This is a genomic window from Pseudomonas sp. 8(2025) (assembly GCF_052665325.1).
This window is the reverse complement of the sequence record NZ_JBQOIE010000006.1, coordinates 74,352-95,201: the sequence shown is the minus strand read 5'-3', so window position 1 is coordinate 95,201 and position 20,850 is coordinate 74,352. Positions and strand designations below refer to the sequence as shown.

23 protein-coding genes are annotated in these 20,850 nt (G+C 62.3%); 10 read left to right on the top strand and 13 right to left on the bottom strand.

Annotated elements, in window-relative coordinates; translation table 11 throughout:
- Positions 1–51: 51 nt before the first annotated feature.
- Entirely contained in the window at positions 52–1,308 is a 1,257-nt protein-coding gene (icd, locus tag ACUXVH_RS13765; protein WP_011062175.1) for an NADP-dependent isocitrate dehydrogenase, read from the top strand.
- Positions 1,309–1,387: 79 nt separating this feature from the next.
- On the opposite strand, the gene cspD is transcribed toward icd, so the two are convergent.
- Complete coding sequence (gene cspD, locus ACUXVH_RS13760; protein ID WP_019092905.1) at positions 1,388–1,651, bottom strand: cold shock domain-containing protein CspD; 264 nt, start codon at positions 1,649–1,651, stop codon at positions 1,388–1,390.
- 218 nt (positions 1,652–1,869) lie between these two features.
- On the opposite strand from cspD, the gene clpS reads away from it, so the two are divergent.
- Positions 1,870–2,232 (top strand): ATP-dependent Clp protease adapter ClpS, encoded by a 363-nt coding sequence (clpS, locus tag ACUXVH_RS13755; protein WP_011062173.1) that lies wholly within the window; start codon positions 1,870–1,872, stop codon positions 2,230–2,232.
- 29 nt (positions 2,233–2,261) lie between these two features.
- Complete coding sequence (clpA, locus tag ACUXVH_RS13750) at positions 2,262–4,532, top strand: ATP-dependent Clp protease ATP-binding subunit ClpA (protein WP_011062172.1); 2,271 nt, start codon at positions 2,262–2,264, stop codon at positions 4,530–4,532.
- Positions 4,533–4,659: 127 nt separating this feature from the next.
- Here clpA and infA read toward each other — a convergent pair whose 3' ends face one another.
- From infA to trxB, 4 genes are all read right to left on the bottom strand, one after another.
- Positions 4,660–4,878, bottom strand: a complete 219-nt coding sequence (gene infA, locus ACUXVH_RS13745; protein WP_002553999.1) for a translation initiation factor IF-1 — start codon at positions 4,876–4,878, stop codon at positions 4,660–4,662.
- Between the two features lie 100 nt (positions 4,879–4,978).
- The gene (locus ACUXVH_RS13740; protein WP_015636288.1) at positions 4,979–5,686 is read right to left on the bottom strand and encodes an arginyltransferase; all 708 of its coding nucleotides are present in this window, start codon (positions 5,684–5,686) and stop codon (positions 4,979–4,981) included.
- Positions 5,687–5,744: 58 nt separating this feature from the next.
- Entirely contained in the window at positions 5,745–6,425 is a 681-nt protein-coding gene (gene aat, locus ACUXVH_RS13735) for a leucyl/phenylalanyl-tRNA--protein transferase (RefSeq protein WP_053152680.1), read from the bottom strand.
- A 72-nt stretch (positions 6,426–6,497) separates the two neighbouring features.
- The gene (gene trxB / locus ACUXVH_RS13730; RefSeq protein ID WP_011062169.1) at positions 6,498–7,448 is read right to left on the bottom strand and encodes a thioredoxin-disulfide reductase; all 951 of its coding nucleotides are present in this window, start codon (positions 7,446–7,448) and stop codon (positions 6,498–6,500) included.
- Between the two features lie 295 nt (positions 7,449–7,743).
- Here trxB and ACUXVH_RS13725 point away from each other — a divergent pair, with 295 nt between their 5' ends.
- The 6 genes from ACUXVH_RS13725 (at position 7,744) to cysG (ending at position 15,266) form a co-directional block, all read left to right on the top strand.
- Positions 7,744–10,152, top strand: coding sequence for a DNA translocase FtsK (locus ACUXVH_RS13725; protein ID WP_019092904.1), 2,409 nt, complete (start codon positions 7,744–7,746; stop codon positions 10,150–10,152).
- A gap of 68 nt (positions 10,153–10,220) precedes the next feature.
- Complete coding sequence (lolA, locus tag ACUXVH_RS13720) at positions 10,221–10,844, top strand: outer membrane lipoprotein chaperone LolA (protein ID WP_011062167.1); 624 nt, start codon at positions 10,221–10,223, stop codon at positions 10,842–10,844.
- A 33-nt stretch (positions 10,845–10,877) separates the two neighbouring features.
- On the top strand, positions 10,878–12,203 hold the full coding sequence (locus ACUXVH_RS13715; protein WP_015636284.1) for a replication-associated recombination protein A: 1,326 nt from the start codon (positions 10,878–10,880) through the stop codon (positions 12,201–12,203).
- Entirely contained in the window at positions 12,200–12,574 is a 375-nt protein-coding gene (crcB, locus tag ACUXVH_RS13710) for a fluoride efflux transporter CrcB (protein ID WP_011062165.1), read from the top strand. The genes ACUXVH_RS13715 and crcB overlap by 4 nt, the downstream gene beginning before the upstream one ends.
- A gap of 16 nt (positions 12,575–12,590) precedes the next feature.
- Positions 12,591–13,871 carry a serine--tRNA ligase gene (gene serS / locus ACUXVH_RS13705; protein ID WP_011062164.1) on the top strand — a complete coding sequence of 427 codons (1,281 nt, stop codon included), beginning with the start codon at positions 12,591–12,593 and terminating at the stop codon, positions 13,869–13,871.
- A complete protein-coding gene (cysG, locus tag ACUXVH_RS13700; protein WP_011062163.1) occupies positions 13,872–15,266 on the top strand; it encodes a siroheme synthase CysG in 1,395 nt (464 codons plus the stop codon).
- Positions 15,267–15,337: 71 nt separating this feature from the next.
- Here the strand turns inward: cysG and ACUXVH_RS13695 are convergent, their stop codons facing one another.
- The 6 genes from ACUXVH_RS13695 to tusD form a co-directional block, all read right to left on the bottom strand.
- Positions 15,338–16,339, bottom strand: a complete 1,002-nt coding sequence (locus ACUXVH_RS13695; RefSeq protein WP_065363241.1) for a glutathione S-transferase family protein — start codon at positions 16,337–16,339, stop codon at positions 15,338–15,340.
- A gap of 88 nt (positions 16,340–16,427) precedes the next feature.
- Positions 16,428–17,429 (bottom strand): glycosyl transferase family protein, encoded by a 1,002-nt coding sequence (locus tag ACUXVH_RS13690; protein WP_065363242.1) that lies wholly within the window; start codon positions 17,427–17,429, stop codon positions 16,428–16,430.
- Complete coding sequence (locus ACUXVH_RS13685) at positions 17,426–17,761, bottom strand: TusE/DsrC/DsvC family sulfur relay protein (protein WP_011062160.1); 336 nt, start codon at positions 17,759–17,761, stop codon at positions 17,426–17,428. The genes ACUXVH_RS13690 and ACUXVH_RS13685 overlap by 4 nt, the downstream gene beginning before the upstream one ends.
- Positions 17,758–18,054, bottom strand: a complete 297-nt coding sequence (gene tusB / locus ACUXVH_RS13680; protein WP_065363243.1) for a sulfurtransferase complex subunit TusB — start codon at positions 18,052–18,054, stop codon at positions 17,758–17,760. Before tusB ends, ACUXVH_RS13685 begins: the two co-directional genes overlap by 4 nt.
- The gene (gene tusC / locus ACUXVH_RS13675; RefSeq protein ID WP_011062158.1) at positions 18,054–18,416 is read right to left on the bottom strand and encodes a sulfurtransferase complex subunit TusC; all 363 of its coding nucleotides are present in this window, start codon (positions 18,414–18,416) and stop codon (positions 18,054–18,056) included. Before tusC ends, tusB begins: the two co-directional genes overlap by 1 nt.
- 1 nt (position 18,417) lies before the next feature.
- Positions 18,418–18,810: a sulfurtransferase complex subunit TusD gene (gene tusD / locus ACUXVH_RS13670; RefSeq protein ID WP_019092899.1), complete on the bottom strand. Its 393-nt coding sequence runs from the start codon at positions 18,808–18,810 to the stop codon at positions 18,418–18,420.
- A 186-nt stretch (positions 18,811–18,996) separates the two neighbouring features.
- Here tusD and ACUXVH_RS13665 point away from each other — a divergent pair, with 186 nt between their 5' ends.
- On the top strand, positions 18,997–19,746 hold the full coding sequence (locus ACUXVH_RS13665; protein ID WP_011062156.1) for an SDR family oxidoreductase: 750 nt from the start codon (positions 18,997–18,999) through the stop codon (positions 19,744–19,746).
- Positions 19,747–19,761: 15 nt separating this feature from the next.
- Here ACUXVH_RS13665 and ACUXVH_RS13660 read toward each other — a convergent pair whose 3' ends face one another.
- A complete protein-coding gene (locus tag ACUXVH_RS13660) occupies positions 19,762–20,466 on the bottom strand; it encodes a YoaK family protein (RefSeq protein WP_065363244.1) in 705 nt (234 codons plus the stop codon).
- 42 nt (positions 20,467–20,508) lie between these two features.
- Positions 20,509–20,844 carry a DUF6388 family protein gene (locus ACUXVH_RS13655; RefSeq protein WP_015636275.1) on the bottom strand — a complete coding sequence of 112 codons (336 nt, stop codon included), beginning with the start codon at positions 20,842–20,844 and terminating at the stop codon, positions 20,509–20,511.
- Positions 20,845–20,850: the final 6 nt, after the last annotated feature.

The window sequence follows — 20,850 nt, the reverse complement described above, 5'->3', positions numbered from 1 at the left end:
GGGGTACGCTCGAACGCAGCCAGATGTTCAATCCACACAACGGAGTTCAGCATGGGATACAAGAAGATTCAGGTTCCAGCAGTCGGCGACAAAATCACCGTCAACGCAGACCATTCTCTCAATGTTCCTAACAACCCGATTATTCCTTTCATCGAAGGCGACGGTATTGGTGTTGATATCAGCCCGGTCATGATCAAGGTTGTCGATGCTGCGGTTAAGAAGGCTTACGGCGGCGAACGCAAGATTTCCTGGATGGAAGTGTATGCCGGGGAAAAAGCGACTCAAGTGTACGACCAGGACACCTGGCTTCCTCAGGAAACCCTGGACGCAGTGAAGGATTACGTGGTTTCCATCAAGGGCCCGCTGACCACTCCGGTCGGTGGTGGCATCCGTTCCCTGAACGTGGCCCTGCGTCAGCAACTCGATCTTTATGTATGCCTGCGCCCTGTGCGCTGGTTCGAAGGCGTGCCCAGCCCGGTGAAGAAGCCGGGTGACGTGGACATGACCATCTTCCGTGAAAACTCCGAAGACATTTACGCCGGCATCGAGTGGAAAGCCGGCTCGGCAGAAGCCACCAAGGTCATCAAGTTCCTCAAGGAGGAAATGGGTGTCACCAAGATCCGTTTCGACGAAAACTGCGGCATCGGCGTCAAGCCGGTTTCCCTGCAGGGCACCAAGCGTCTGGCGCGCAAGGCGCTGCAATATGTAGTGGATAACGACCGCGACTCGCTGACCATCGTGCACAAAGGCAACATCATGAAGTTCACCGAAGGTGCCTTCAAGGAATGGGCCTACGAAGTGGCGGCCGAAGAGTTCGGCGCGACCCTGCTGGACGGCGGTCCCTGGATGCAGTTCAAGAACCCGAAAACCGGCAAGAACGTCATCGTCAAGGATGCCATCGCCGACGCCATGCTCCAGCAGATCCTGCTGCGCCCGGCCGAATACGATGTGATCGCGACCCTCAACCTCAACGGTGACTACCTGTCCGACGCCCTGGCGGCGGAAGTGGGCGGCATCGGCATTGCACCAGGCGCCAACCTGTCCGATACCGTGGCCATGTTCGAAGCCACCCACGGTACCGCGCCCAAGTATGCCGGCAAGGACCAGGTCAACCCGGGTTCGCTGATCCTCTCCGCAGAGATGATGCTGCGCCACATGGGCTGGACCGAAGCGGCCGACCTGATCATCAAGGGCACCAATGGCGCAATCTCGGCCAAGACCGTGACCTATGACTTCGAACGCCTGATGGACGGTGCAACCCTGCTGTCTTCCTCGGCCTTCGGCGATGCGCTGATCTCGCACATGTAAGCTGTACGGCGCCCAAAGCAAACCGGCCGACTCAATCCCTTGAGTCGGCCGGTTTTTTCATGACTGGATGTTGGTTGGATCAGCTCAGGGCGCTTTCGGGCTGGGCCTCGGCGGTGACGATTTCGCCGGGCACCTTCAACGCGCTGATTTTGATCGCATGCAGGCCCTTGGGCCCTTGGATGATCTCGAAGCTCACAGCCTGTCCGGCTTTCAAGGTCTTGTAGCCATCCATATCGATGGCCGAGTAATGGGCAAACAGATCGTCAGTCTTGCCCTCCTCATTAATAAAGCCATAACCCTTGGCGTTGTTGAACCACTTGACCTTACCGCTAGCCATACTCATATCCCTCTGCAACAGACTCCATCACTGGAGTATCATCCAGTTCATCCGCCGCCAAGCTTGGTAAAAAGGTTGACGCCGCGGACGTTTATTACCCAATGTGGGCCCTATTGGTTGTAACACCGTTTTGCCGATAGTCAAGTTGACCCGGCGGTCGGAGTTGAAATCCTTCCAGGGCGCCCCCACCACTGTATTTGCACAACTGACGAACCTTTCTTTCCATGCATGCAATCAGCCAGATTCGACTAACATTCAATCAGGATCGCCCGGACTTGCACGACGACGATTCCGCTGGCTTGGCAGTACAGGAGGCTAAGCCTGCTCTCCAGGCGCCGCCGATGTACAAGGTGGTTTTGTTCAACGATGACTACACGCCGATGGATTTCGTCGTCGAAGTGCTCGAGATGTTTTTTAACCTGAATCGCGAGCTGGCGACCAAGGTCATGCTGGCCGTCCATACCGAAGGGCGGGCAGTGTGTGGATTGTTTACCCGCGACATCGCCGAGACCAAGGCCATGCAGGTCAACCAGTACGCCCGGGAAAGCCAGCATCCGCTACTCTGTGAAATCGAGAAGGACGGTTAACGCCGACCACTTGGGTATGAGGTGAAGCTATGTTAAACCGCGAGCTCGAAGTCACCCTCAATCTCGCCTTCAAGGAGGCCCGTTCGAAGCGTCATGAGTTCATGACCGTCGAGCATCTCCTGTTGGCTCTTTTGGATAATGAGGCCGCCGCCACCGTTTTACGTGCCTGCGGAGCAAACCTCGACAAACTCAAGCACGACCTGCAGGAGTTCATCGACTCCACAACGCCGCTGATTCCCGTGCACGACGAGGATCGCGAAACTCAGCCAACCCTGGGTTTCCAGCGTGTATTGCAACGTGCTGTCTTTCACGTACAGAGCTCGGGCAAGCGTGAAGTCACCGGTGCCAATGTGCTGGTGGCAATCTTCAGTGAGCAAGAGAGCCAGGCGGTGTTCCTGCTGAAACAGCAGAGCGTTGCCCGTATCGACGTGGTCAACTACATCGCCCATGGCATCTCCAAGGTGCCCGGGCATGGCGATCATTCTGAAGGTGAACAGGATATGCAGGACGAAGAGGGTGGTGAGTCGTCTTCTTCGGGCAATCCTCTGGATGCCTATGCCAGCAACCTCAATGAGCTGGCCCGTCAGGGGCGCATTGATCCGTTGGTAGGGCGCGAGCAGGAAGTCGAGCGCGTAGCGCAGATCCTGGCGCGCCGGCGCAAGAACAACCCGCTGCTGGTGGGTGAGGCAGGCGTGGGCAAGACCGCGATTGCCGAGGGCCTGGCCAAGCGCATCGTCGACAATCAAGTGCCGGACCTGCTGGTCAACAGCGTCGTCTACTCGCTGGATCTCGGGGCGTTGCTGGCCGGTACCAAATACCGCGGCGATTTCGAGAAGCGCTTCAAGGCGCTGCTGGGCGAACTGAAAAAACGCCCTCAGGCGATCCTGTTCATCGACGAAATCCACACCATCATCGGTGCCGGTGCGGCCTCCGGTGGGGTGATGGACGCCTCGAACCTGCTCAAGCCGCTGCTGTCCTCGGGTGATATCCGTTGCATCGGCTCGACTACCTTCCAGGAGTTCCGTGGCATTTTCGAGAAGGACCGCGCCTTGGCGCGGCGCTTCCAGAAAGTCGATGTGTCCGAGCCCTCGGTTGAAGACACCATTGGCATCCTGCGCGGCCTCAAGGGGCGTTTCGAGCAGCATCACAGTATCGAATACAGTGATGAAGCCCTGCGTGCCGCTGCAGAATTGGCCTCGCGCTATATCAATGACCGGCATATGCCGGACAAGGCCATCGACGTCATCGACGAGGCAGGTGCCTATCAGCGCTTGCAGCCGGCGGAGAAGCGCGTGAAGCGCATCGAAGTGGCCCAGGTCGAAGACATCGTGGCGAAAATCGCGCGGATTCCACCAAAACACGTCACCAGTTCCGATAAAGAGCTGCTGCGCAATCTCGAGCGCGATCTCAAGCTGACGGTGTTTGGCCAGGATGCGGCGATCGATTCGCTGTCCACCGCGATCAAGCTGTCCCGTGCAGGCCTGAAATCGCCGGATAAACCGGTCGGTTCCTTCCTGTTCGCCGGTCCTACCGGTGTCGGCAAGACCGAAGCGGCGCGGCAGTTGGCCAAGGCCATGGGGATCGAGCTGGTGCGCTTCGACATGTCCGAGTACATGGAGCGGCACACCGTCTCGCGCTTGATTGGTGCGCCTCCCGGCTATGTCGGTTTCGACCAGGGTGGCTTGCTGACCGAGGCCATCACCAAGCAGCCGCATTGCGTATTGCTGCTCGATGAAATCGAGAAGGCCCACCCGGAAGTCTTCAACCTGCTGCTGCAGGTGATGGACCACGGGACCCTGACCGACAACAACGGGCGCAAGGCGGATTTCCGCAATGTGATCGTCATCATGACCACCAACGCCGGTGCTGAAACTGCGGCGCGAGCCTCCATCGGCTTCACGCATCAGGATCACTCTTCCGATGCCATGGAAGTGATCAAGAAGAGCTTCACGCCGGAGTTCCGCAACCGTCTGGATACCATTATCCAGTTCGGTCGCCTGAGCCACGAAGTGATCAAGAGCGTGGTGGACAAGTTCCTTACCGAGCTTCAGGCGCAGCTGGAAGACAAGCGCGTGCAGCTGGAAGTGACCGATGCCGCTCGCAGCTGGCTGGCCGCCGGTGGTTACGACGTGACCATGGGCGCCCGTCCGATGGCGCGCTTGATCCAGGACAAGATCAAGCGTCCCCTGGCCGAGGAGATCCTGTTTGGCGAGCTGTCCGACCATGGCGGTGTGGTCCACATCGACATCAAGGATGGCGAGCTGACCTTCGATTTCGAGACCACGGCGGAAATGGCTTGATCGCCGCATAACGCAGCAGTACAGCCAAAGGCACCGGGAGGTGCCTTTGTGCTATCTGGCGTTTGAAACGTTTTTTTGCAGACGAACAAAAACGCCCGGCATAACCGGGCGTCTTGTATTGACTTGCTTAGCGAGCGCGGTAAGTGATGCGCCCTTTGCTCAAGTCATAGGGCGTCAGCTCGACGCGCACTTTGTCACCGGTAAGAATACGAATGTAGTTCTTGCGCATCTTGCCGGAAATATGCGCGGTTACGACGTGCCCATTTTCCAACTCCACACGAAACATGGTGTTGGGCAGGGTGTCGACGACAGTGCCTTCCATTTCGAAGCTGTCTTCTTTCGACATGCAGTAAAGCCCTCGGTGTCCAATGAATGGCCCGGTGCAACTGCGCCAGGCAAAAGCGGCGTGCATTGTGCCCGAAAAGTGGGGTTTAAGCCAAGACCTTCTAGTTGAGGATCACCCATCTCTGGTTAACCAGCAGCTCTATGGGGCGATATTGGGTCTTGTAGTTCATCTTTTTGCAGTTCTTGATCCAGTAGCCGAGGTACACCGCATCCAGCCCCAGGCGCAGGGTTTCGCCGATTTGCCAAAGGATCGCAAAGCGCCCGAGGCTGCGGCGCTCTTCGTCGGGTTCATAGAAGGTGTAGACCGCCGACAGGCCATTGGGCAGCAGGTCGGTGACCGCCACGGCCAGCAGGCGGCCGTCCAGGCGGAACTCGTAGAAGCGCGAGAAGGGCAGGTCTCGAACCAGGAAGGTCGAGAACTGGTCGCGGCTTGGGGGAAACATGTCGCCATCGGCGTGGCGTTGCTCGATGTACCGCTGGTAGAGGTCGAAATACTCTTCGCTGAAGCAGGGTTTGGCCGCGTGTACGGTCAGGTCGCTGTTGCGTTTTAGAATGCGCTTTTGCTGGCGGCTGGGCAGGAACTGTGTAGCAGGAATGCGCGCCGGCACGCAGGCGTTGCAGTTCTGGCAGTGGGGGCGATACAGATGATCGCCGCTGCGCCGAAAGCCCATTTCCGACAGATCCGCGTAGACATGCACGTCCATGGGCTGGCTGGGATCGAGGAACAGAGTGGTCGCCTGTTCGTCGGGCAGGTAGCTGCAAGAGTGGGGTTGGGTGGCATAGAACTTCAGGCGCGCCAACTCGGTCATGAGTCAACCCTCGGAATAAGCTTTGCAATTAAGTGTAAGCCACCCCCGGCAAACCCGCCTAGGAAACCCATATGGCGCGGCTCGGCAGGTCCAGGTGGTGTTTCAGGTAATTCGCGAACTCTGGCCGGGAAATGGATCGGGCGCCGAGGCTGTGCAGGTGTTCGGTGGGCATCTGGCAGTCGATCAGCACAAATCCCCACGCCTTCAAGCGTTCCACCAGAGTGGCAAAGCCGAATTTCGAGGCATTGTCGGCGCGGCTGAACATCGACTCGCCGAAAAACAGCTGCCCCATGGCCAGTCCATACAAGCCGCCCACCAGCACTCCCTGATCCCAGACCTCCACCGAATGGGCGTAGCCGCGTTGATGCAGTTGCAGGTAGGCGCGTTGCATCGCTTCGCTGATCCAGGTGCCGTCGGCATAGGCGCGAGGCGCTGCGCAGGCGCTGATGACTGCGGCAAAGTCCCGATCGAAGGTCACCTGATAGCGTTGTTTGCGCAACAGTTTGCCCAGGCTGCGGGAGACATGCAGTTCGTCCGGGAATAACACCGTGCGCGGATCGGGGGACCACCAGAGAATCGGCTGGCCTTCGGAAAACCAGGGAAAGCAGCCGTGACGATAGGCCTGGATCAGGCGGTCGGCAGACAAGTCTCCGCCCGCGGCCAGCAAGCCATTGGGCTCGCGCATGGCCTTTTCCAGCGGCGGGAAGTCGAGTGTGTTGCGTTGTAACCAGGTCAGCATGGTATCCAGACTTGCGGCAGGGGAGGGCGGTGGCGAGCCATTGCGGGCCCGCCACAAGCGTAGGGCGAGGGCTTAGTTGTCGTCGAGGAATTTTTCCGCATCCAGCGCTGCCATGCAGCCGGCGCCGGCCGAAGTGATGGCCTGGCGATAGACGTGGTCGGCCACGTCGCCGGCGGCAAATACCCCCTGGATGCCGGTGGCCGTGGCATTGCCTTCGCTGCCGCCACGCACCAGCAGGTAGCCGTCGCGCATCTCCAGCTGGCCCTGGAACAGATCGGTATTGGGCTTGTGGCCGATGGCGATAAACACCCCGGCCAGTGGCAGATCCTTGGTTTCTCCGCTGTGGCTGTCCTTGAGGCGGGCGCCGGTCACGCCGCTGGCATCGCCCAGCACTTCCTCCAGGTGCTGGTTCCAGTGCAGGCGGATATTGCCATTGGCGGCCTTGTCGAACAGCTTGTCCTGGAGAATCTTCTCGGCTCGCAGCTTGTCGCGGCGATGCACCAGGTGCACTTCTTTGGCGATGTTCGACAGGTACAGTGCTTCCTCCACGGCGGTGTTGCCGCCGCCCACCACGGCCACCACCTGATTGCGGTAGAAGAAGCCATCGCAGGTGGCGCAGGCGGAAACCCCCTTGCCGGCAAAGGCCTCTTCGGAGGGCAGGCCCAGGTATTGCGCCGAGGCGCCGGTGGCGATGATCAGCGCGTCGCAACTGTAGGTGCCGCTGTCGCCGATGAGGATAAACGGCCGCTGCTGCAACTGTGCGGTGTGGATGTGGTCATAGACGATCTCGGTGTCGAAGCGTTCGGCGTGTCTCTGCATGCGCTCCATCAGTACCGGGCCGGTCAGGCCTTCGACATCGCCGGGCCAGTTGTCGACTTCGGTGGTGGTGGTCAGTTGGCCGCCGGCTTGCAAGCCGGTGATCACCGTCGGTTTGAGGTTGGCCCGAGCGGCATAGACGGCAGCGCTGTAACCGGCAGGGCCAGAGCCCAGAATGATCAGGCGTGAATGCTTCGCATCGTTCATAAAAACACCTCATAAGCCTTTGTCACAAAAGAGAATGCATGCTCCAATTGAACAGTGCGTAACAGGCCGTTGACTATGCTGGTCGGAGGGTTCCGACGTGGCATGGCGTGAACAAACCCGTACAATACGACGCTGTACCGGGTTTATTCAGAATTGCACTGTTTCAGAAGCAAGGGGCAGAGTGTTAAAAGTAGCCCCAGTTACGCCGGTCAACTTTATTTACCTGCTCGGATTGAGCAGTATCTTGTAGTCAATCACCCGTTGGACGCGCCCTTGGCGCAGGAAAAGACGCGTTTTGAAGAAATCCACCGCAGCACCTAAACCTGTTGTTCCGCTCTGGCGTCAACAATTGCACTACCGGCTCAAGGAAGGTGCGTTGATCGCCATTGGCGCCCTGTGCCTGTTCTTGATGATGGCACTTCTGACCTATGGGAAAGATGATCCGGGCTGGAGTCATAACAGCAAGATTGAAGACGTGCAGAACTTCGGTGGCCCGGCCGGTTCCTACAGCGCCGATATCCTGTTTATGGTGTTGGGTTACTTCGCCTATATCTTCCCGCTGCTGTTGGCGATCAAGACCTACCAGATCTTCCGCCAGCGCCATGAGCCCTGGCAGTGGAGCGGCTGGCTGTTTTCCTGGCGGCTGATCGGCCTGGTGTTCCTGGTGCTGTCGGGCGCCGCGCTGGCCCATATCCATTTCCATGCCGCCACGGGCCTGCCGGCCGGTGCCGGTGGCGCCTTGGGCGAGAGCCTGGGCGACCTGGCCAAGAACGCCCTGAACGTGCAGGGCAGCACCCTGATGTTCATTGCCCTGTTCCTGTTCGGCCTGACGGTGTTCACCGACCTGTCGTGGTTCAAGGTGATGGACGTGACCGGCAAGATCACCCTCGACCTGTTCGAACTGTTCCAGGGCGCCGCCAACCGCTGGTGGGATGCGCGCGTGGAGCGCAAGCAACTGGTGGCGCAATTGCGCGAAGTGGATGCCCGGGTCGATGAAGTCGTGACCCCGAACGTGGCCGACAAGCGCGAGCAGGCCAAGGTCAAGGAGCGCCTTATCGAGCGCGAGCAGGCCCTGAGCAAGCACATGTCCGAGCGCGAAAAGCAGGTGCCGCCAGTGATCACGCCGATCGCCACCAAGGCGCCGGAGCCCAGCAAGCGCGTGCAGAAAGAGAAACAGGTGCCGCTGTTCGTCGACAGCGCGGTGGAAGGCACCTTGCCACCGATCTCGATCCTCGACCCGGCAGAAAAGAAACAGCTGAACTATTCCCCCGAATCCCTGGCGGCAGTCGGCCACCTGCTGGAAATCAAGCTCAAGGAGTTCGGCGTCGAAGTCTCGGTGGATTCGATCCACCCGGGGCCGGTGATTACCCGTTACGAAATCCAGCCGGCGGCAGGGGTGAAGGTCAGCCGGATCGCCAACCTGGCCAAGGACCTGGCGCGTTCCCTGGCCGTGACCAGTGTTCGCGTAGTGGAAGTGATTCCCGGCAAGACCACCGTGGGCATCGAGATTCCCAACGAAGACCGGCAGATCGTGCGCTTCTCCGAAGTGCTCTCGACCCCGGAATACGACAACTTCAAATCCCCGGTCACCCTGGCCCTGGGCCACGATATCGGCGGCAAGCCGATCATCACTGACCTTGCGAAAATGCCTCACCTGCTGGTGGCCGGTACCACCGGTTCCGGTAAGTCGGTGGGGGTCAACGCGATGATCCTGTCGATCCTGTTCAAGTCCGGCCCGGAAGACGCCAAGCTGATCATGATCGACCCGAAGATGCTCGAACTGTCGATCTACGAGGGCATTCCGCATCTGCTGTGCCCGGTGGTGACCGACATGAAGGACGCGGCCAACGCCCTGCGCTGGAGCGTGGCGGAGATGGAGCGGCGCTACAAGCTCATGGCCAAGATGGGCGTGCGCAACCTCTCGGGCTTCAACGCCAAGGTCAAGGAAGCGATTGACGCCGGTACCCCGCTGGCCGATCCGCTGTACAACCGCGAAAGCATTCACGACGAAGCGCCGCTGCTGACCAAGCTGCCGACCATCGTCGTGGTGGTGGACGAATTCGCCGACATGATGATGATCGTCGGCAAGAAGGTTGAGGAACTGATCGCCCGTATCGCCCAGAAGGCCCGTGCCGCCGGTATCCACCTGATTCTCGCCACCCAGCGGCCATCGGTGGACGTGATCACCGGCCTGATCAAGGCCAACATCCCGACCCGCATGGCGTTCCAGGTGTCGAGCAAGATCGACTCGCGGACCATCATCGACCAGGGCGGTGCCGAACAATTGCTGGGCCACGGTGACATGCTCTACATGCCGCCGGGCACCAGCCTGCCGATCCGCGTCCACGGCGCCTTCGTCTCCGATGATGAAGTGCACCGCGTGGTGGAGGCCTGGAAGCTGCGCGGTGCGCCGGAATACAACGACGATATCCTCAACGGTGTCGAAGAGGCGGGCAGTGGTTTCGAAGGCAGCAGCGGCGGGGGTGACGGCGATGATCCTGAAGCCGACGCGCTCTACGACGAAGCCGTGCAGTTCGTCCTGGAAAGCCGCCGGGCCTCGATCTCTGCGGTACAGCGCAAGCTGAAGATTGGCTACAACCGCGCCGCCCGGATGATCGAAGCCATGGAAATGGCCGGGGTGGTGACGGCGATGAACACCAACGGCTCCCGCGAAGTGCTGGCGCCGGGCCCGACGCGCGACTGATCCCTGTTTCGCTTGCAGCGGCGTGAAGTCACGCCGCTCGTATACCCATCCAATTAATGAGGAATTCCATGCGCCTGATTCGCATGTTGCTGCTGCCGGTATTGGCTGTGACCACCTTGTCGGCCCACGCCGACCCCAAAGACGTGGCGCGCCTGACCCAGTTGCTGGAAAAGTCCCAGACCCTGACCGCGCGTTTCTCCCAGCTGACCCTGGATGGCAGCGGCACCCAGTTGCAGGAAACCGCCGGCGAGATGTCCCTGCAGCGCCCGGGCCTGTTCTACTGGCACACGGATGCGCCACAAGAACAGCTGATGGTTTCCGACGGCCAGAAAGTCTCCCTGTGGGACCCGGACCTGGAGCAGGTGACCATCAAGAAGCTTGACCAGCGCCTGACCCAGACCCCGGCCCTGTTGCTCTCCGGTGACGTGTCGAAAATCAGCGAAAGCTTCGACATCACCTCCAAGGAAGCCGGCGGCGTGATGGACTTCACCCTCAAGCCGAAAACCCGCGACACCCTGTTCGACAGCCTGCGCCTGTCGTTTCGCAACGGCATGATCAACGACATGCAGTTGATCGACAGCGTTGGCCAGCGCACCAATATCCTGTTCACCGGGGTCAAGGCCAACGAAGCCATCCCGGCGTCCAAGTTCAAGTTCGACATCCCCAAGGGTGCCGATGTGATCCAAGAGTAAGCAGCCGCAACCGCAAGGTTTCGAAGGTAGTCCATGGACCTGTTTCGTAGTGCCCCGATTGCCCAGCCACTGGCCGCACGCCTGCGTGCGACCAACCTGGACGAGTACGTTGGCCAGCAGCACCTGTTGGCCCGGGGCAAGCCGCTGCGCGAGGCCCTGGAGCAGGGCGCGCTGCATTCGATGATCTTCTGGGGCCCGCCCGGGGTCGGCAAGACCACCCTGGCGCGGCTGTTGGCGGAAGTCTCGGATGCCCACTTCGAAACCGTCTCGGCGGTGCTGGCCGGGGTCAAGGAGATCCGCCAGGCGGTGGAAGTCGCCAAGCAGCAGGCCGGGCAATACGGTCGGCGGACCATCCTGTTTGTCGACGAAGTGCACCGCTTCAACAAATCGCAGCAGGATGCCTTCCTGCCTTACGTGGAAGACGGCACGCTGATCTTTATCGGCGCCACCACGGAAAACCCGTCCTTCGAGCTCAACAACGCCTTGCTCTCCCGAGCGCGGGTCTATGTGCTCAAGAGCCTGGATGAAGCGGCCCTGGGCACCCTGGTACAGCGCGCCCTGACCGAGGAGCGGGGGCTGGGCAAGCGCCAGCTGAGCCTCAGCGATGAAGGCTTCCAGATGCTGCTGTCGGCCGCCGATGGCGATGGCCGGCGCATGCTCAACCTGCTGGAAAACGCCTCGGACCTGGCGGAAGACGGTGGCGAGATCAGTGTCGATCTGTTGCAAAGCCTGCTGGGTGACACCCGCCGGCGTTTCGACAAGGGCGGCGAAGCCTTCTACGACCAGATTTCCGCGTTGCACAAATCGGTGCGCGGCTCCAATCCCGACGGCGCCCTGTACTGGTTCGCGCGCATGCTCGACGGTGGCTGCGACCCGTTGTACCTGGCCCGGCGAGTGGTGCGCATGGCCAGCGAAGATATTGGCAACGCCGACCCGCGGGCCCTGAGCCTGTGCCTGGCGGCCTGGGATGTGCAGGAGCGCCTGGGCAGCCCCGAAGGCGAGCTGGCAGTGGCCCAGGCCATCACCTACCTGGCCTGTGCGCCGAAGAGCAACGCCGTGTACATGGGTTTCAAGGCCGCCATGCGCGCTGCTGCCGAGCACGGCTCGCTGGAAGTGCCGATCCACCTGCGCAATGCCCCGACCAAGCTGATGAAGCAACTGGGCTATGGCGACGAATACCGCTACGCCCATGACGAGCCGGATGCCTACGCCGCCGGTGAAGACTATTTCCCCGAAGAACTCGAACCCTTGCCGCTCTATCAACCGGTGCCCCGTGGCCTGGAACTGAAGATCGGCGAGAAGCTCAAGCACCTGGCCGCCCTGGACCGGGCCAGCCCCTTGCAGCGGAGAAAACCTTGATCCCCCTGATCCTCGCAGTCTCCGCCGGCGGTGTGGCTGGCACCCTGTTGCGCTTTGCCACCGGCAACTGGATCAATGCCAATTGGCCGCGGCACTTCTATACCGCGACGCTGGCCGTTAATATCGTGGGCTGCCTGCTGATCGGCGTGTTGTACGGGCTGTTCCTGGTCCGTCCGGAAGTGCCGATCGAAGTGCGTGCCGGATTGATAGTGGGCTTCCTCGGTGGCCTGACGACTTTTTCATCCTTTTCACTGGATACCGTGCGTCTGCTGGAAAGCGGACAAGTGGCGCTGGCCCTGGGCTATGCGGCACTGAGTGTATTCGGCGGGCTGCTTGCTACCTGGGCCGGCCTGTCCTTGACCAAACTTTGATAAACGAGAGAACGACATGCTCGATTCCAAACTGTTACGTAGCAACCTCCAGGACGTAGCGGATCGTCTGGCATCCCGCGGCTTTGCCCTGGATGTGGCACGCATCGAAGCGCTGGAAGAACAGCGCAAGACCGTGCAGACCCGCACCGAGCAACTGCAGGCTGAACGTAACGCGCGCTCCAAGTCCATCGGCCAGGCCAAGCAACGCGGCGAAGACATCGCCCCGCTGATGGCCGACGTTGAGCGCATGGGGAACGAGCTGAGCTCCGGCAAGGCGGAGCTGGAAAACATCCAGAGCGAACTGGATTCGATCCTGTTCGGCATTCCCAACCTGCCCCACGAGTCGGTGCCGGTGGGCGAAGACGAAGACGGCAACGTCGAAGTGCGCCGCTGGGGCACTCCGACCGCCTTCGATTTCCCGATCAAGGACCACGTGGCCCTGGGCGAAACCCACGGCTGGCTGGACTTTGAAACCGCGGCCAAGCTGTCCGGCGCGCGCTTCGCCTTGCTGCGCGGCCCGATTGCCCGTCTGCACCGCGCCCTGGCGCAGTTCATGATCAACCTGCACACCGGCGAGCACGGCTACGAAGAGGCCTACACCCCGTACCTGGTGCAGGCTCCGGCGCTGGTGGGCACCAGCCAGTTGCCGAAGTTCGAGGAAGACCTGTTCAAGATCACTCGCGAAGGCGAAGCCGATCTGTACCTGATCCCGACCGCTGAAGTGTCGCTGACCAACATCGTCGCTGGCGAGATTCTCGACGCCAAGCAACTGCCGCTGAAGTTCGTCGCCCACACGCCGTGCTTCCGTAGTGAAGCCGGTGCCTCGGGCCGTGACACTCGCGGCATGATCCGCCAGCACCAGTTCGACAAGGTCGAGATGGTCCAGGTGGTCGAGCCGTCGACCTCCATGGAAGCCCTGGAAGGCCTGACCGCCAACGCCGAGAAAGTCCTGCAACTGCTGCAACTGCCGTACCGCGTACTGGCCCTGTGCACCGGCGACATGGGCTTCAGTGCGGTCAAGACCTACGACCTGGAAGTCTGGGTACCGAGCCAGGACAAGTACCGCGAGATCTCCTCGTGCTCCAACTGTGGCGACTTCCAGGCCCGCCGCATGCAGGCTCGCTTCCGCAACCCGGAAACCGGCAAGCCTGAGCTGGTGCACACCCTCAACGGTTCCGGCCTGGCCGTGGGCCGCACTCTGGTGGCGGTGCTGGAGAACTACCAGCAGGCCGACGGTTCGATCCGTGTGCCGGATGTGCTGAAGCCGTACATGGGTGGCCTTGAGGTCATCGGCTAAATGGAATATCTGCCGCTGTTTCACAACCTTCGCGGCAGTCGTGTGTTGGTGGTCGGCGGAGGGGAGATTGCCTTGCGCAAATCCCGTCTGCTGGCCGATGCCGGTGCGCAGCTGCGAGTGGTCGCACCTGAAATAGAAGCGCAATTGCAGGAACTGATCGTCGCCAGCGGCGGTGAGTCCCTGTTGCGCGGGTATGTCGAGGCGGACCTCGACGGCTGCACCCTGATCATCGCCGCCACCGACGACGAATCCCTGAATGCCCAGGTCTCCGCCGATGCCCATCGGCGTTGCGTGCCGGTCAATGTAGTGGACGCGCCGGCCCTGTGCAGCGTGATCTTCCCGGCCATCGTCGACCGTTCGCCGCTGGTCATCGCAGTCTCCAGTGGCGGCGATGCGCCAGTGCTGGCGCGGCTGATCCGGGCCAAGCTGGAAACCTGGATTCCTTCCACCTACGGCCAACTGGCCGGGTTGGCGGCGCGTTTCCGCGCCCAGGTCAAAGGCCTGTTTCCGGATGTGCAGCAACGCCGGGCGTTCTGGGAGGACGTGTTCCAAGGGCCCATTGCCGATCGTCAGCTGGCGGGGCAGGGCGCGGAAGCCGAACGTCTGTTGCAGGCCAAGATTGCGGGCAAGGCGCCTCATGCGCCGGGCGAGGTGTATCTGGTGGGCGCAGGCCCGGGTGATCCGGACCTGCTGACCTTCCGCGCCCTGCGCCTGATGCAGCAGGCCGACGTGGTGCTCTACGACCGCCTGGTGGCGCCGGCGATTCTCGAGCTGTGCCGCCGCGACGCCGAACGCATCTACGTCGGCAAGCGTCGTGCCGATCACGCCGTGCCCCAGGAACAGATCAACCAGCAACTGGTGACCTTGGCCCAGCAAGGCAAGCGTGTAGTGCGTCTCAAGGGGGGCGATCCGTTCATCTTCGGCCGGGGCGGCGAAGAGATCGAAGAACTGGCGGCCCACGGCATTCCGTTCCAGGTGGTGCCGGGGATTACCGCGGCCAGTGGTTGCTCGGCCTATGCCGGGATTCCCCTGACTCACCGTGACTACGCCCAGTCGGTGCGCTTCGTCACCGGCCATCTCAAGGACGGCACCAGCAACCTGCCCTGGAGCGACCTGGTGGCGCCGGCCCAGACCCTGGTGTTCTACATGGGCCTGGTGGGCTTGCCGACCATCTGCGAGCAACTGATCAAGCACGGTCGCGGCGCCGACACCCCGGCGGCGCTGGTTCAGCAGGGCACCACCAGCAACCAGCGTGTCTTCACCGGCACCCTGGGCAACCTGCCGGCCCTGGTTGCGGAACACGAAGTGCATGCCCCGACCTTGGTGATCGTTGGCGAAGTGGTCCAGCTACGCGAGAAGCTGGCCTGGTTCGAAGGCGCTCAGTCCGAGGTCTGAAAAGCTTCGCCGGCAAGCCGGCTCCTACACATCCCGCTGTTGTAGGAGCCGGCTTGCCGGCGAAAGCGTCCTCAACCCCTGCACCAAACCCCTTGCCCACTCAACCGCTGCCGATCATGGCCGCGGCTGAAGTCCTGTAACGGCCCCTTCGGCACAATCCCCGTCGGATTGATGGTGGTGTGGCTGGCGTAGTAGTGCCCCTTGATGTGGGTAAAGTCCACGGTCTGGGCAATCCCCGGCCACTGGTACAGCTCCCGCAGCCAGTTCGACAGGTTCGGGTAATCGGCAATCCGTCGCAGGTTGCACTTGAAGTGGCTGTAGTACACCGCATCGAAGCGGATCAGGGTGGTGAACAGCCGCACGTCGGCTTCGGTCAGGTACTCGCCGGCCAGGTAGCGCTGCGTGTCGAGCAGGGCCTCCAGCGCATCCAGTTCGGCGAAGACATCATCGAACGCCGTCTCATAAGCCTTTTGCGAGGTGGCGAACCCGGCGCGGTACACACCGTTGTTCAGTGCCGGATAGATGCGCCCGTTGAGCTCATCGACCCTGCTGCGCAAGGGTTGCGGATAGAAGTCCAGGGTATTGTCGGTCAAGCCGTCGAAGGCGCTGTTGAACATGCGGATGATTTCCGCCGATTCGTTGCTGACGATGCATTGGCGCTGTTTGTCCCACAGCACCGGTACGGTGACGCGGCCGGTGTAGTCCGCGGTGTCGGCGGTGTAGCGCTGGTGCATGAAGTCGAAGTGGTCCAGGGGGTCGCCGCTGGAGCCGTAGGCGGTGTCGAAGGTCCAGCCGTTCTCGCGCATCAGCCAGCTGACCACCGAGACGTCGATCAGCTTTTCCAGACCCTTGAGCTTGCGCAGGATCAGCGTGCGGTGGGCCCAGGGGCAGGCCAGGGACACATAAAGGTGGTAGCGCCCGGCCTCGGCGGCGAAGCCGCCTTCACCGCTGGGGCCGGGGCGGCCATCGGCAGTGACCCAGTTGCGACGTTGCGCCTGTTCTCGTTGGAAGGCGCCGTCCTTGCCGCTTTCGTACCACTGGTCATGCCAGCGCCCTTCGATCAGCAGACCCATGAAATGCTCCTCGGCTGTTTTGCGTTGGAGTGCAGTCTATGCCCCTGGGTTCGAACAAAAAGCGCAAAGCATGGGCGGTTTTGATCGATTAAATCGATCTGTCCCGGGCATCCCAGTACTGCTGGGCCAGGGCGAAGGCTTGCTCCCGGGGCGTGCCCAGGCCACGCAAGGCCAGGGCCATGGTGGCCAGCAGGGCCAGTTGCGGGTAGCTGTCTTCTACATCGCCGCGCCACAGCGCCTTGAGGTGCTCGGGTTCCAGGCTCGCAGGTTTCACATGGCGTTGTGCCGACAGTGCCGGCCATTCCTCGTCCCAACTGACGCCACCGGTGCTGCCGTACAGATGGCTGGCGGTGTCCGGGTTGATCTCGATCTCGCCGCCATCGCCCTTGATCACGATGACGTTGTCCCCCAGCAGGCCGCTGGCATCGCGGTGCACTGCCTGGTAGCCGGGGTGGAAGATGCTCTGCAGGCCGCAGCGGGCGCCCAGGGGGTTGAGGATTCGCGCCAGGGAATGGATCGGTGAGCGCAGGCCGAGGATGTTGCGCAGGTCGATCATGCGCTGCAGTTGCGGCGCCCAGTCCCCCAGGGGCATGAAGGCCAGGTTGCCCTGGTCCAGTGCCTGGCCGACCGCCTGCCAGTCACGGCACAGGGGAATCCCCAGGGGCTCCAGCAACTGCTCGGTGTACAGGCGACCGGCCGTATGGGCGCCGCCGCCGTGGAGCAGGATGCGCACGCCGTTTTGCGCCAGGCACTTGGCCGCCAGCAGGTACCAGGGCAGGTGGCGCTTCTTGCCGGCGTAGGTCGGCCAGTCGAGGTCCAGGGCAATCGCCGGGGTGTTGAGGCGTTCGCGCAAGGCTTCGGTGAAGCCCGCCAGCTCTTGCGGGCTTTCTTCCTTGTGCCGCAGCAGCATGAGGAAGGCGCCGAGCTGAGTGTCCTCGACCTGGCCGTCCAGCAGCATGCCCATGGCTTCCCGGGCTTCCTCGCGAGTCAGGTTGCGCGCGCCGCGCTTGCCCTTGCCGAGAATCCGCACGAATTGGGCGAAAGGGTGTTCTTCCGGGGTTTGGGTGAGCAGGGGAGCGAAATCGTTCATAGGCAATTGGTCGGCTTGGGCAGGCCCGCCAGCTTGGCGGCAAGTTTGGCGGGAGTGCCTTTGAAGAGTCGGTTCAGGTGCAGGCTGTTGCCCTTGTCCGGGCCCAGCTTGAGGGCGGTGTACTTGATCAGCGGGCGGGTGGCCGGGGACAGCTGGAATTCCCTGTAGAAGCCCTGGAGCAGTTCGAGGATTTCCCAGTGCTCCGCGCTCAGCTCAAGCTCTTCGTTGGCGGCCAGGGCTTGCGCCACGTCGGCGGACCAGTCGTCGAGGTTGACCAGGTAGCCGTCCTTGTCCAGTTCGATGGCGCGAGCGCCCACAGTCAGGGTACTCATAGCCAGGTGTTGACCTTGTCATGCTGAAGGGACAGCTCGACGAAGCCCGGGTAGTCCACCGCGCGGGCCCAGGCCGGCAGGGCCAGGCCGCGGGCGTTCAGGTCTTCTTCCAGCACGTACAGATTCAAGCCGCTACGGGTGCTCAGTTCGCTGCAAATGGCGCTGCCCGGTTGCAGGGCATAGGCGGCGTCGCCGCACAGCAGCAGGCCGTCGGCGCTGCCCAGCAGGCGCAGGCAACTGCTCAGGCGGGTGTCGGTAAAGGGCGAGTGGGACAACACATGCAAGGTCGACATCAGAGGGTAATCACCTGGTCAAAACGGTCGATGATCCCGGCCAGTTCCGGGGCGTCCAGCAGCTGTACATCGTCAAGACTCAAGCTCGCCGGGTCGAGGCCGCGGGCAGCGAGGCTGGCGCTGCAGGCAAACAGTTCGTCGACGCCGAACAGCGACAGCGCCTGCAGGTTGGCGCTCAGGTCTTTCTGGCGCAGCAGCGAGGCCTGTTGCCCGGGCGCCAGTTGCAGCACGCCATCATCGAGAAACAGCAGGCCGATGGGCAGGTCGAAGGCCCCGCCGGCCAGGACGATATCCAGCGCTTCCCGGGCGCCAGGGCCGGTCCACGGCGCCTGGCGGCTGATCAACAACAGGGATTTGGCCATGTCACGCCCCTCCAAAACAGATCAGGCGGTCGGCGGCCTGTACCGCGTCATGCAATTGCCCGAGCCCCGACAGCTCCCAGGGGGCTTCGACGCTCACCGACGTACGCTGGTAGCGCTGGGCTTCGTCAGCATTCAACACGCCTCGGCGCAGGGCTGCGGCGATGCACACCACGCCGTCCAGTTGATGCTGGCCGACAAACTCGCGCCATTCCCGAGGCAGGTCCTGTTCGTCCTGGGGCGTGACGATGCTGTTGGCGGCGTTGTACACGCCGTCCTGGTAGAAAAACAGCCGGACAATTTCATGCCCGCCCGCCAGCGCCGCCTGGGCGAACAGCAGGGCGCGGCGCGAGGAAGGCGCGTGGGCGGCAGAGAACAGGGCGATGGCGAACTTCATGACGGACTCGATGGATAAAACTGCGGCCATGATAAAGCTTTATCCGAACATCGGCTAAACCCGTTTCGCCCCCGGGGCTCTGGTTCCAGGCATGCAGGACATATCGGGTAAAGCTTTGCCCGGCCCCAAACCGCGAAGCGAGGGATAGACTCGCGCCTTCATTCAACCGGGGACAAGGAGCAAGGGATGATGGATCTGAATTCGGCGGTGGTAGTGGTCACGGGGGCCGGAAGAGGCTTGGGGGCCGCGCTGGCCATCAGCCTGGCGGACCAGGGCTGCAAGCTGATTCTCTGTGGGCGCAACCCCGAGGCCCTGGCGCAGGTCAGCGCGGCCATCGAGGCGCGTACCGGCAGCCCCGCCGATCAGGTGGTGGTGGACCTGGCCAGCAGCGACAGCGTCAAGGCCGCCCTGGCTGAGATCCACGTCCGCCACCCGCAAGTGGACATCCTGATCAACAACGGCGCCATGTGGCTGGAGGCCAGCGAGCAGCCCCACAGCGCCGCTGAAGTCACCGGGGTGATCGACGCCGCACTGAGCGGCACCTTCCTCCTGACCCAGGGCCTGCTGCCGGTGCTCAAGGCTTCCAAGCGCCCGGACATCGTCACCATCGGCTCCATCAGCGGCTTGCCCAATGCACCGCTGCACAGCGTGTCGCTGCCGTTCTATGCGGCCAAGCACGGGCAACTGGCCCTGGCCGATGGCCTGCGGCAGATGCTCAAGGGCACGCCGGTGCGCTCGCTGTGCGTGCACCCGCCGTACCTGGAGGATGTCTCGCCGCTGGATGAGGCCTGGCAGCAGATTCCGGCGCGGCAGAAGGGCGAGCAGGGCACCAACCGTGATGTGGTGGAGGCCGTGATCTTCGCCCTGACCCGGCCGCGGCATATCAGCCTGTCGTCGATCGTGATCGATACCGACAGCGGCGGCCTGTTCAGCTGATAGCCATGCTCAATGTCAGCGGTTCTTGTAGCCCAGTTGCCAGCGGCGGGGGATCTTCAATGACGCCACACCCAGCAGCACGGCAAACAACCCGCTGACATACAGTGCCTTGAGCCCCAGGTGCTGTTCCAGCAAGGCGCCCAGCACCGCCCCGGCGAACATGCCGCTCCAGGGCACCAGTTGCACCCGCCAGCCGTTGCGCCGGTCGCCGAGCATCCAGCGCCCCAGGCCGCGGCCAAAGCGTGAGAGGGCGCCGGTGACGTAGGTCAGGCCGATGGGCAGGCCGTTCACTTCCTCCACCGCGGCGTTGAGCATGCCCATGGCAATGATGGCCGCCAGCAGGGCCGGCAGTTGCTGCTCGAAAGGCCAGGCAGCAGAGGCGCAGAGCAACGCGCCGATGCTCAGCAGCAAGGGCAGGGCACGGTGCCCGGCCAGGCGGCTGACCACCACGCCCAGGGCGTTACCGACGATAAAGGTCGCCACCAGGAGCAGCAGGCGCAGTACCAGGCCCGGTTCGCCATCGCTGATGGCTACGGCCATGCGCGTGGTGTTGCCGCTCATGAAGGAAACGAAATCCCCGGTGGCCATGAAGCCGATGGCGTCGGTCATCCCCGCCAGCACCGAAAGGCAGGCCACCAGCCCGAGGCCGACCCGTCCGCGCCATTTCTGCGCGTGCTGCAGGGCTGCGCTGGCCGATTGCGTGGAAGTCGAAGGCAACATCGTCGGTTCTCCTGAACAGGGACTGCGAGGGGCGCGTGCGGGTCAAGGCCGAGGGTCAAGGTGGTGCAGGGTGCAGTACTCGTCCCACGGCATGCCGGCCATCTCCGCCACTTCCCGGTGCACCTCAAGGCGCTGGACGTGGAATTCCTCGGGGCTGGCAGCGGTCAGTTGCAGGCTCAGTTCCCAGGCGAACAGCCCAAGGCGTTCGGCTTCGGCCTCGAAGGCTTCATGCAGGCGCTCGGCGCGATACTGCGCCGGGGTTTCGCCCCGGGCCCGGGCCTCCAGGGGGTTGAGGTTGTCCAGCTGTTCGCGCAGCTCGGGGCGCTGTTCGAGGAACGTGACCAAGGCCTGTTCATGCGGGTGTTGATCGATTGCCATGAAGAC

Excerpts from the sequence above, each read along its gene's own strand:
- icd (WP_011062175.1), top strand. The coding sequence starts at position 52 with ATGGGATACAAGAAGATTCAGGTTCCAGCAGTCGGCGACAAAATCACC.
- cspD (WP_019092905.1), bottom strand. The coding sequence starts at position 1,651 with ATGAGTATGGCTAGCGGTAAGGTCAAGTGGTTCAACAACGCCAAGGGT.
- clpS (WP_011062173.1), top strand. The coding sequence starts at position 1,870 with ATGCATGCAATCAGCCAGATTCGACTAACATTCAATCAGGATCGCCCG.
- clpA (WP_011062172.1), top strand. The coding sequence starts at position 2,262 with ATGTTAAACCGCGAGCTCGAAGTCACCCTCAATCTCGCCTTCAAGGAG.
- infA (WP_002553999.1), bottom strand. The coding sequence starts at position 4,878 with ATGTCGAAAGAAGACAGCTTCGAAATGGAAGGCACTGTCGTCGACACC.
- ACUXVH_RS13740 (WP_015636288.1), bottom strand. The coding sequence starts at position 5,686 with ATGACCGAGTTGGCGCGCCTGAAGTTCTATGCCACCCAACCCCACTCT.
- aat (WP_053152680.1), bottom strand. The coding sequence starts at position 6,425 with ATGCTGACCTGGTTACAACGCAACACACTCGACTTCCCGCCGCTGGAA.
- trxB (WP_011062169.1), bottom strand. The coding sequence starts at position 7,448 with ATGAACGATGCGAAGCATTCACGCCTGATCATTCTGGGCTCTGGCCCT.
- lolA (WP_011062167.1), top strand. The coding sequence starts at position 10,221 with ATGCGCCTGATTCGCATGTTGCTGCTGCCGGTATTGGCTGTGACCACC.
- ACUXVH_RS13715 (WP_015636284.1), top strand. The coding sequence starts at position 10,878 with ATGGACCTGTTTCGTAGTGCCCCGATTGCCCAGCCACTGGCCGCACGC.
- serS (WP_011062164.1), top strand. The coding sequence starts at position 12,591 with ATGCTCGATTCCAAACTGTTACGTAGCAACCTCCAGGACGTAGCGGAT.
- cysG (WP_011062163.1), top strand. The coding sequence starts at position 13,872 with ATGGAATATCTGCCGCTGTTTCACAACCTTCGCGGCAGTCGTGTGTTG.
- ACUXVH_RS13695 (WP_065363241.1), bottom strand. The coding sequence starts at position 16,339 with ATGGGTCTGCTGATCGAAGGGCGCTGGCATGACCAGTGGTACGAAAGC.
- ACUXVH_RS13690 (WP_065363242.1), bottom strand. The coding sequence starts at position 17,429 with ATGAACGATTTCGCTCCCCTGCTCACCCAAACCCCGGAAGAACACCCT.
- ACUXVH_RS13685 (WP_011062160.1), bottom strand. The coding sequence starts at position 17,761 with ATGAGTACCCTGACTGTGGGCGCTCGCGCCATCGAACTGGACAAGGAC.
- tusB (WP_065363243.1), bottom strand. The coding sequence starts at position 18,054 with ATGTCGACCTTGCATGTGTTGTCCCACTCGCCCTTTACCGACACCCGC.
- tusC (WP_011062158.1), bottom strand. The coding sequence starts at position 18,416 with ATGGCCAAATCCCTGTTGTTGATCAGCCGCCAGGCGCCGTGGACCGGC.
- tusD (WP_019092899.1), bottom strand. The coding sequence starts at position 18,810 with ATGAAGTTCGCCATCGCCCTGTTCTCTGCCGCCCACGCGCCTTCCTCG.
- ACUXVH_RS13665 (WP_011062156.1), top strand. The coding sequence starts at position 18,997 with ATGATGGATCTGAATTCGGCGGTGGTAGTGGTCACGGGGGCCGGAAGA.
- ACUXVH_RS13660 (WP_065363244.1), bottom strand. The coding sequence starts at position 20,466 with ATGTTGCCTTCGACTTCCACGCAATCGGCCAGCGCAGCCCTGCAGCAC.
- ACUXVH_RS13655 (WP_015636275.1), bottom strand. The coding sequence starts at position 20,844 with ATGGCAATCGATCAACACCCGCATGAACAGGCCTTGGTCACGTTCCTC.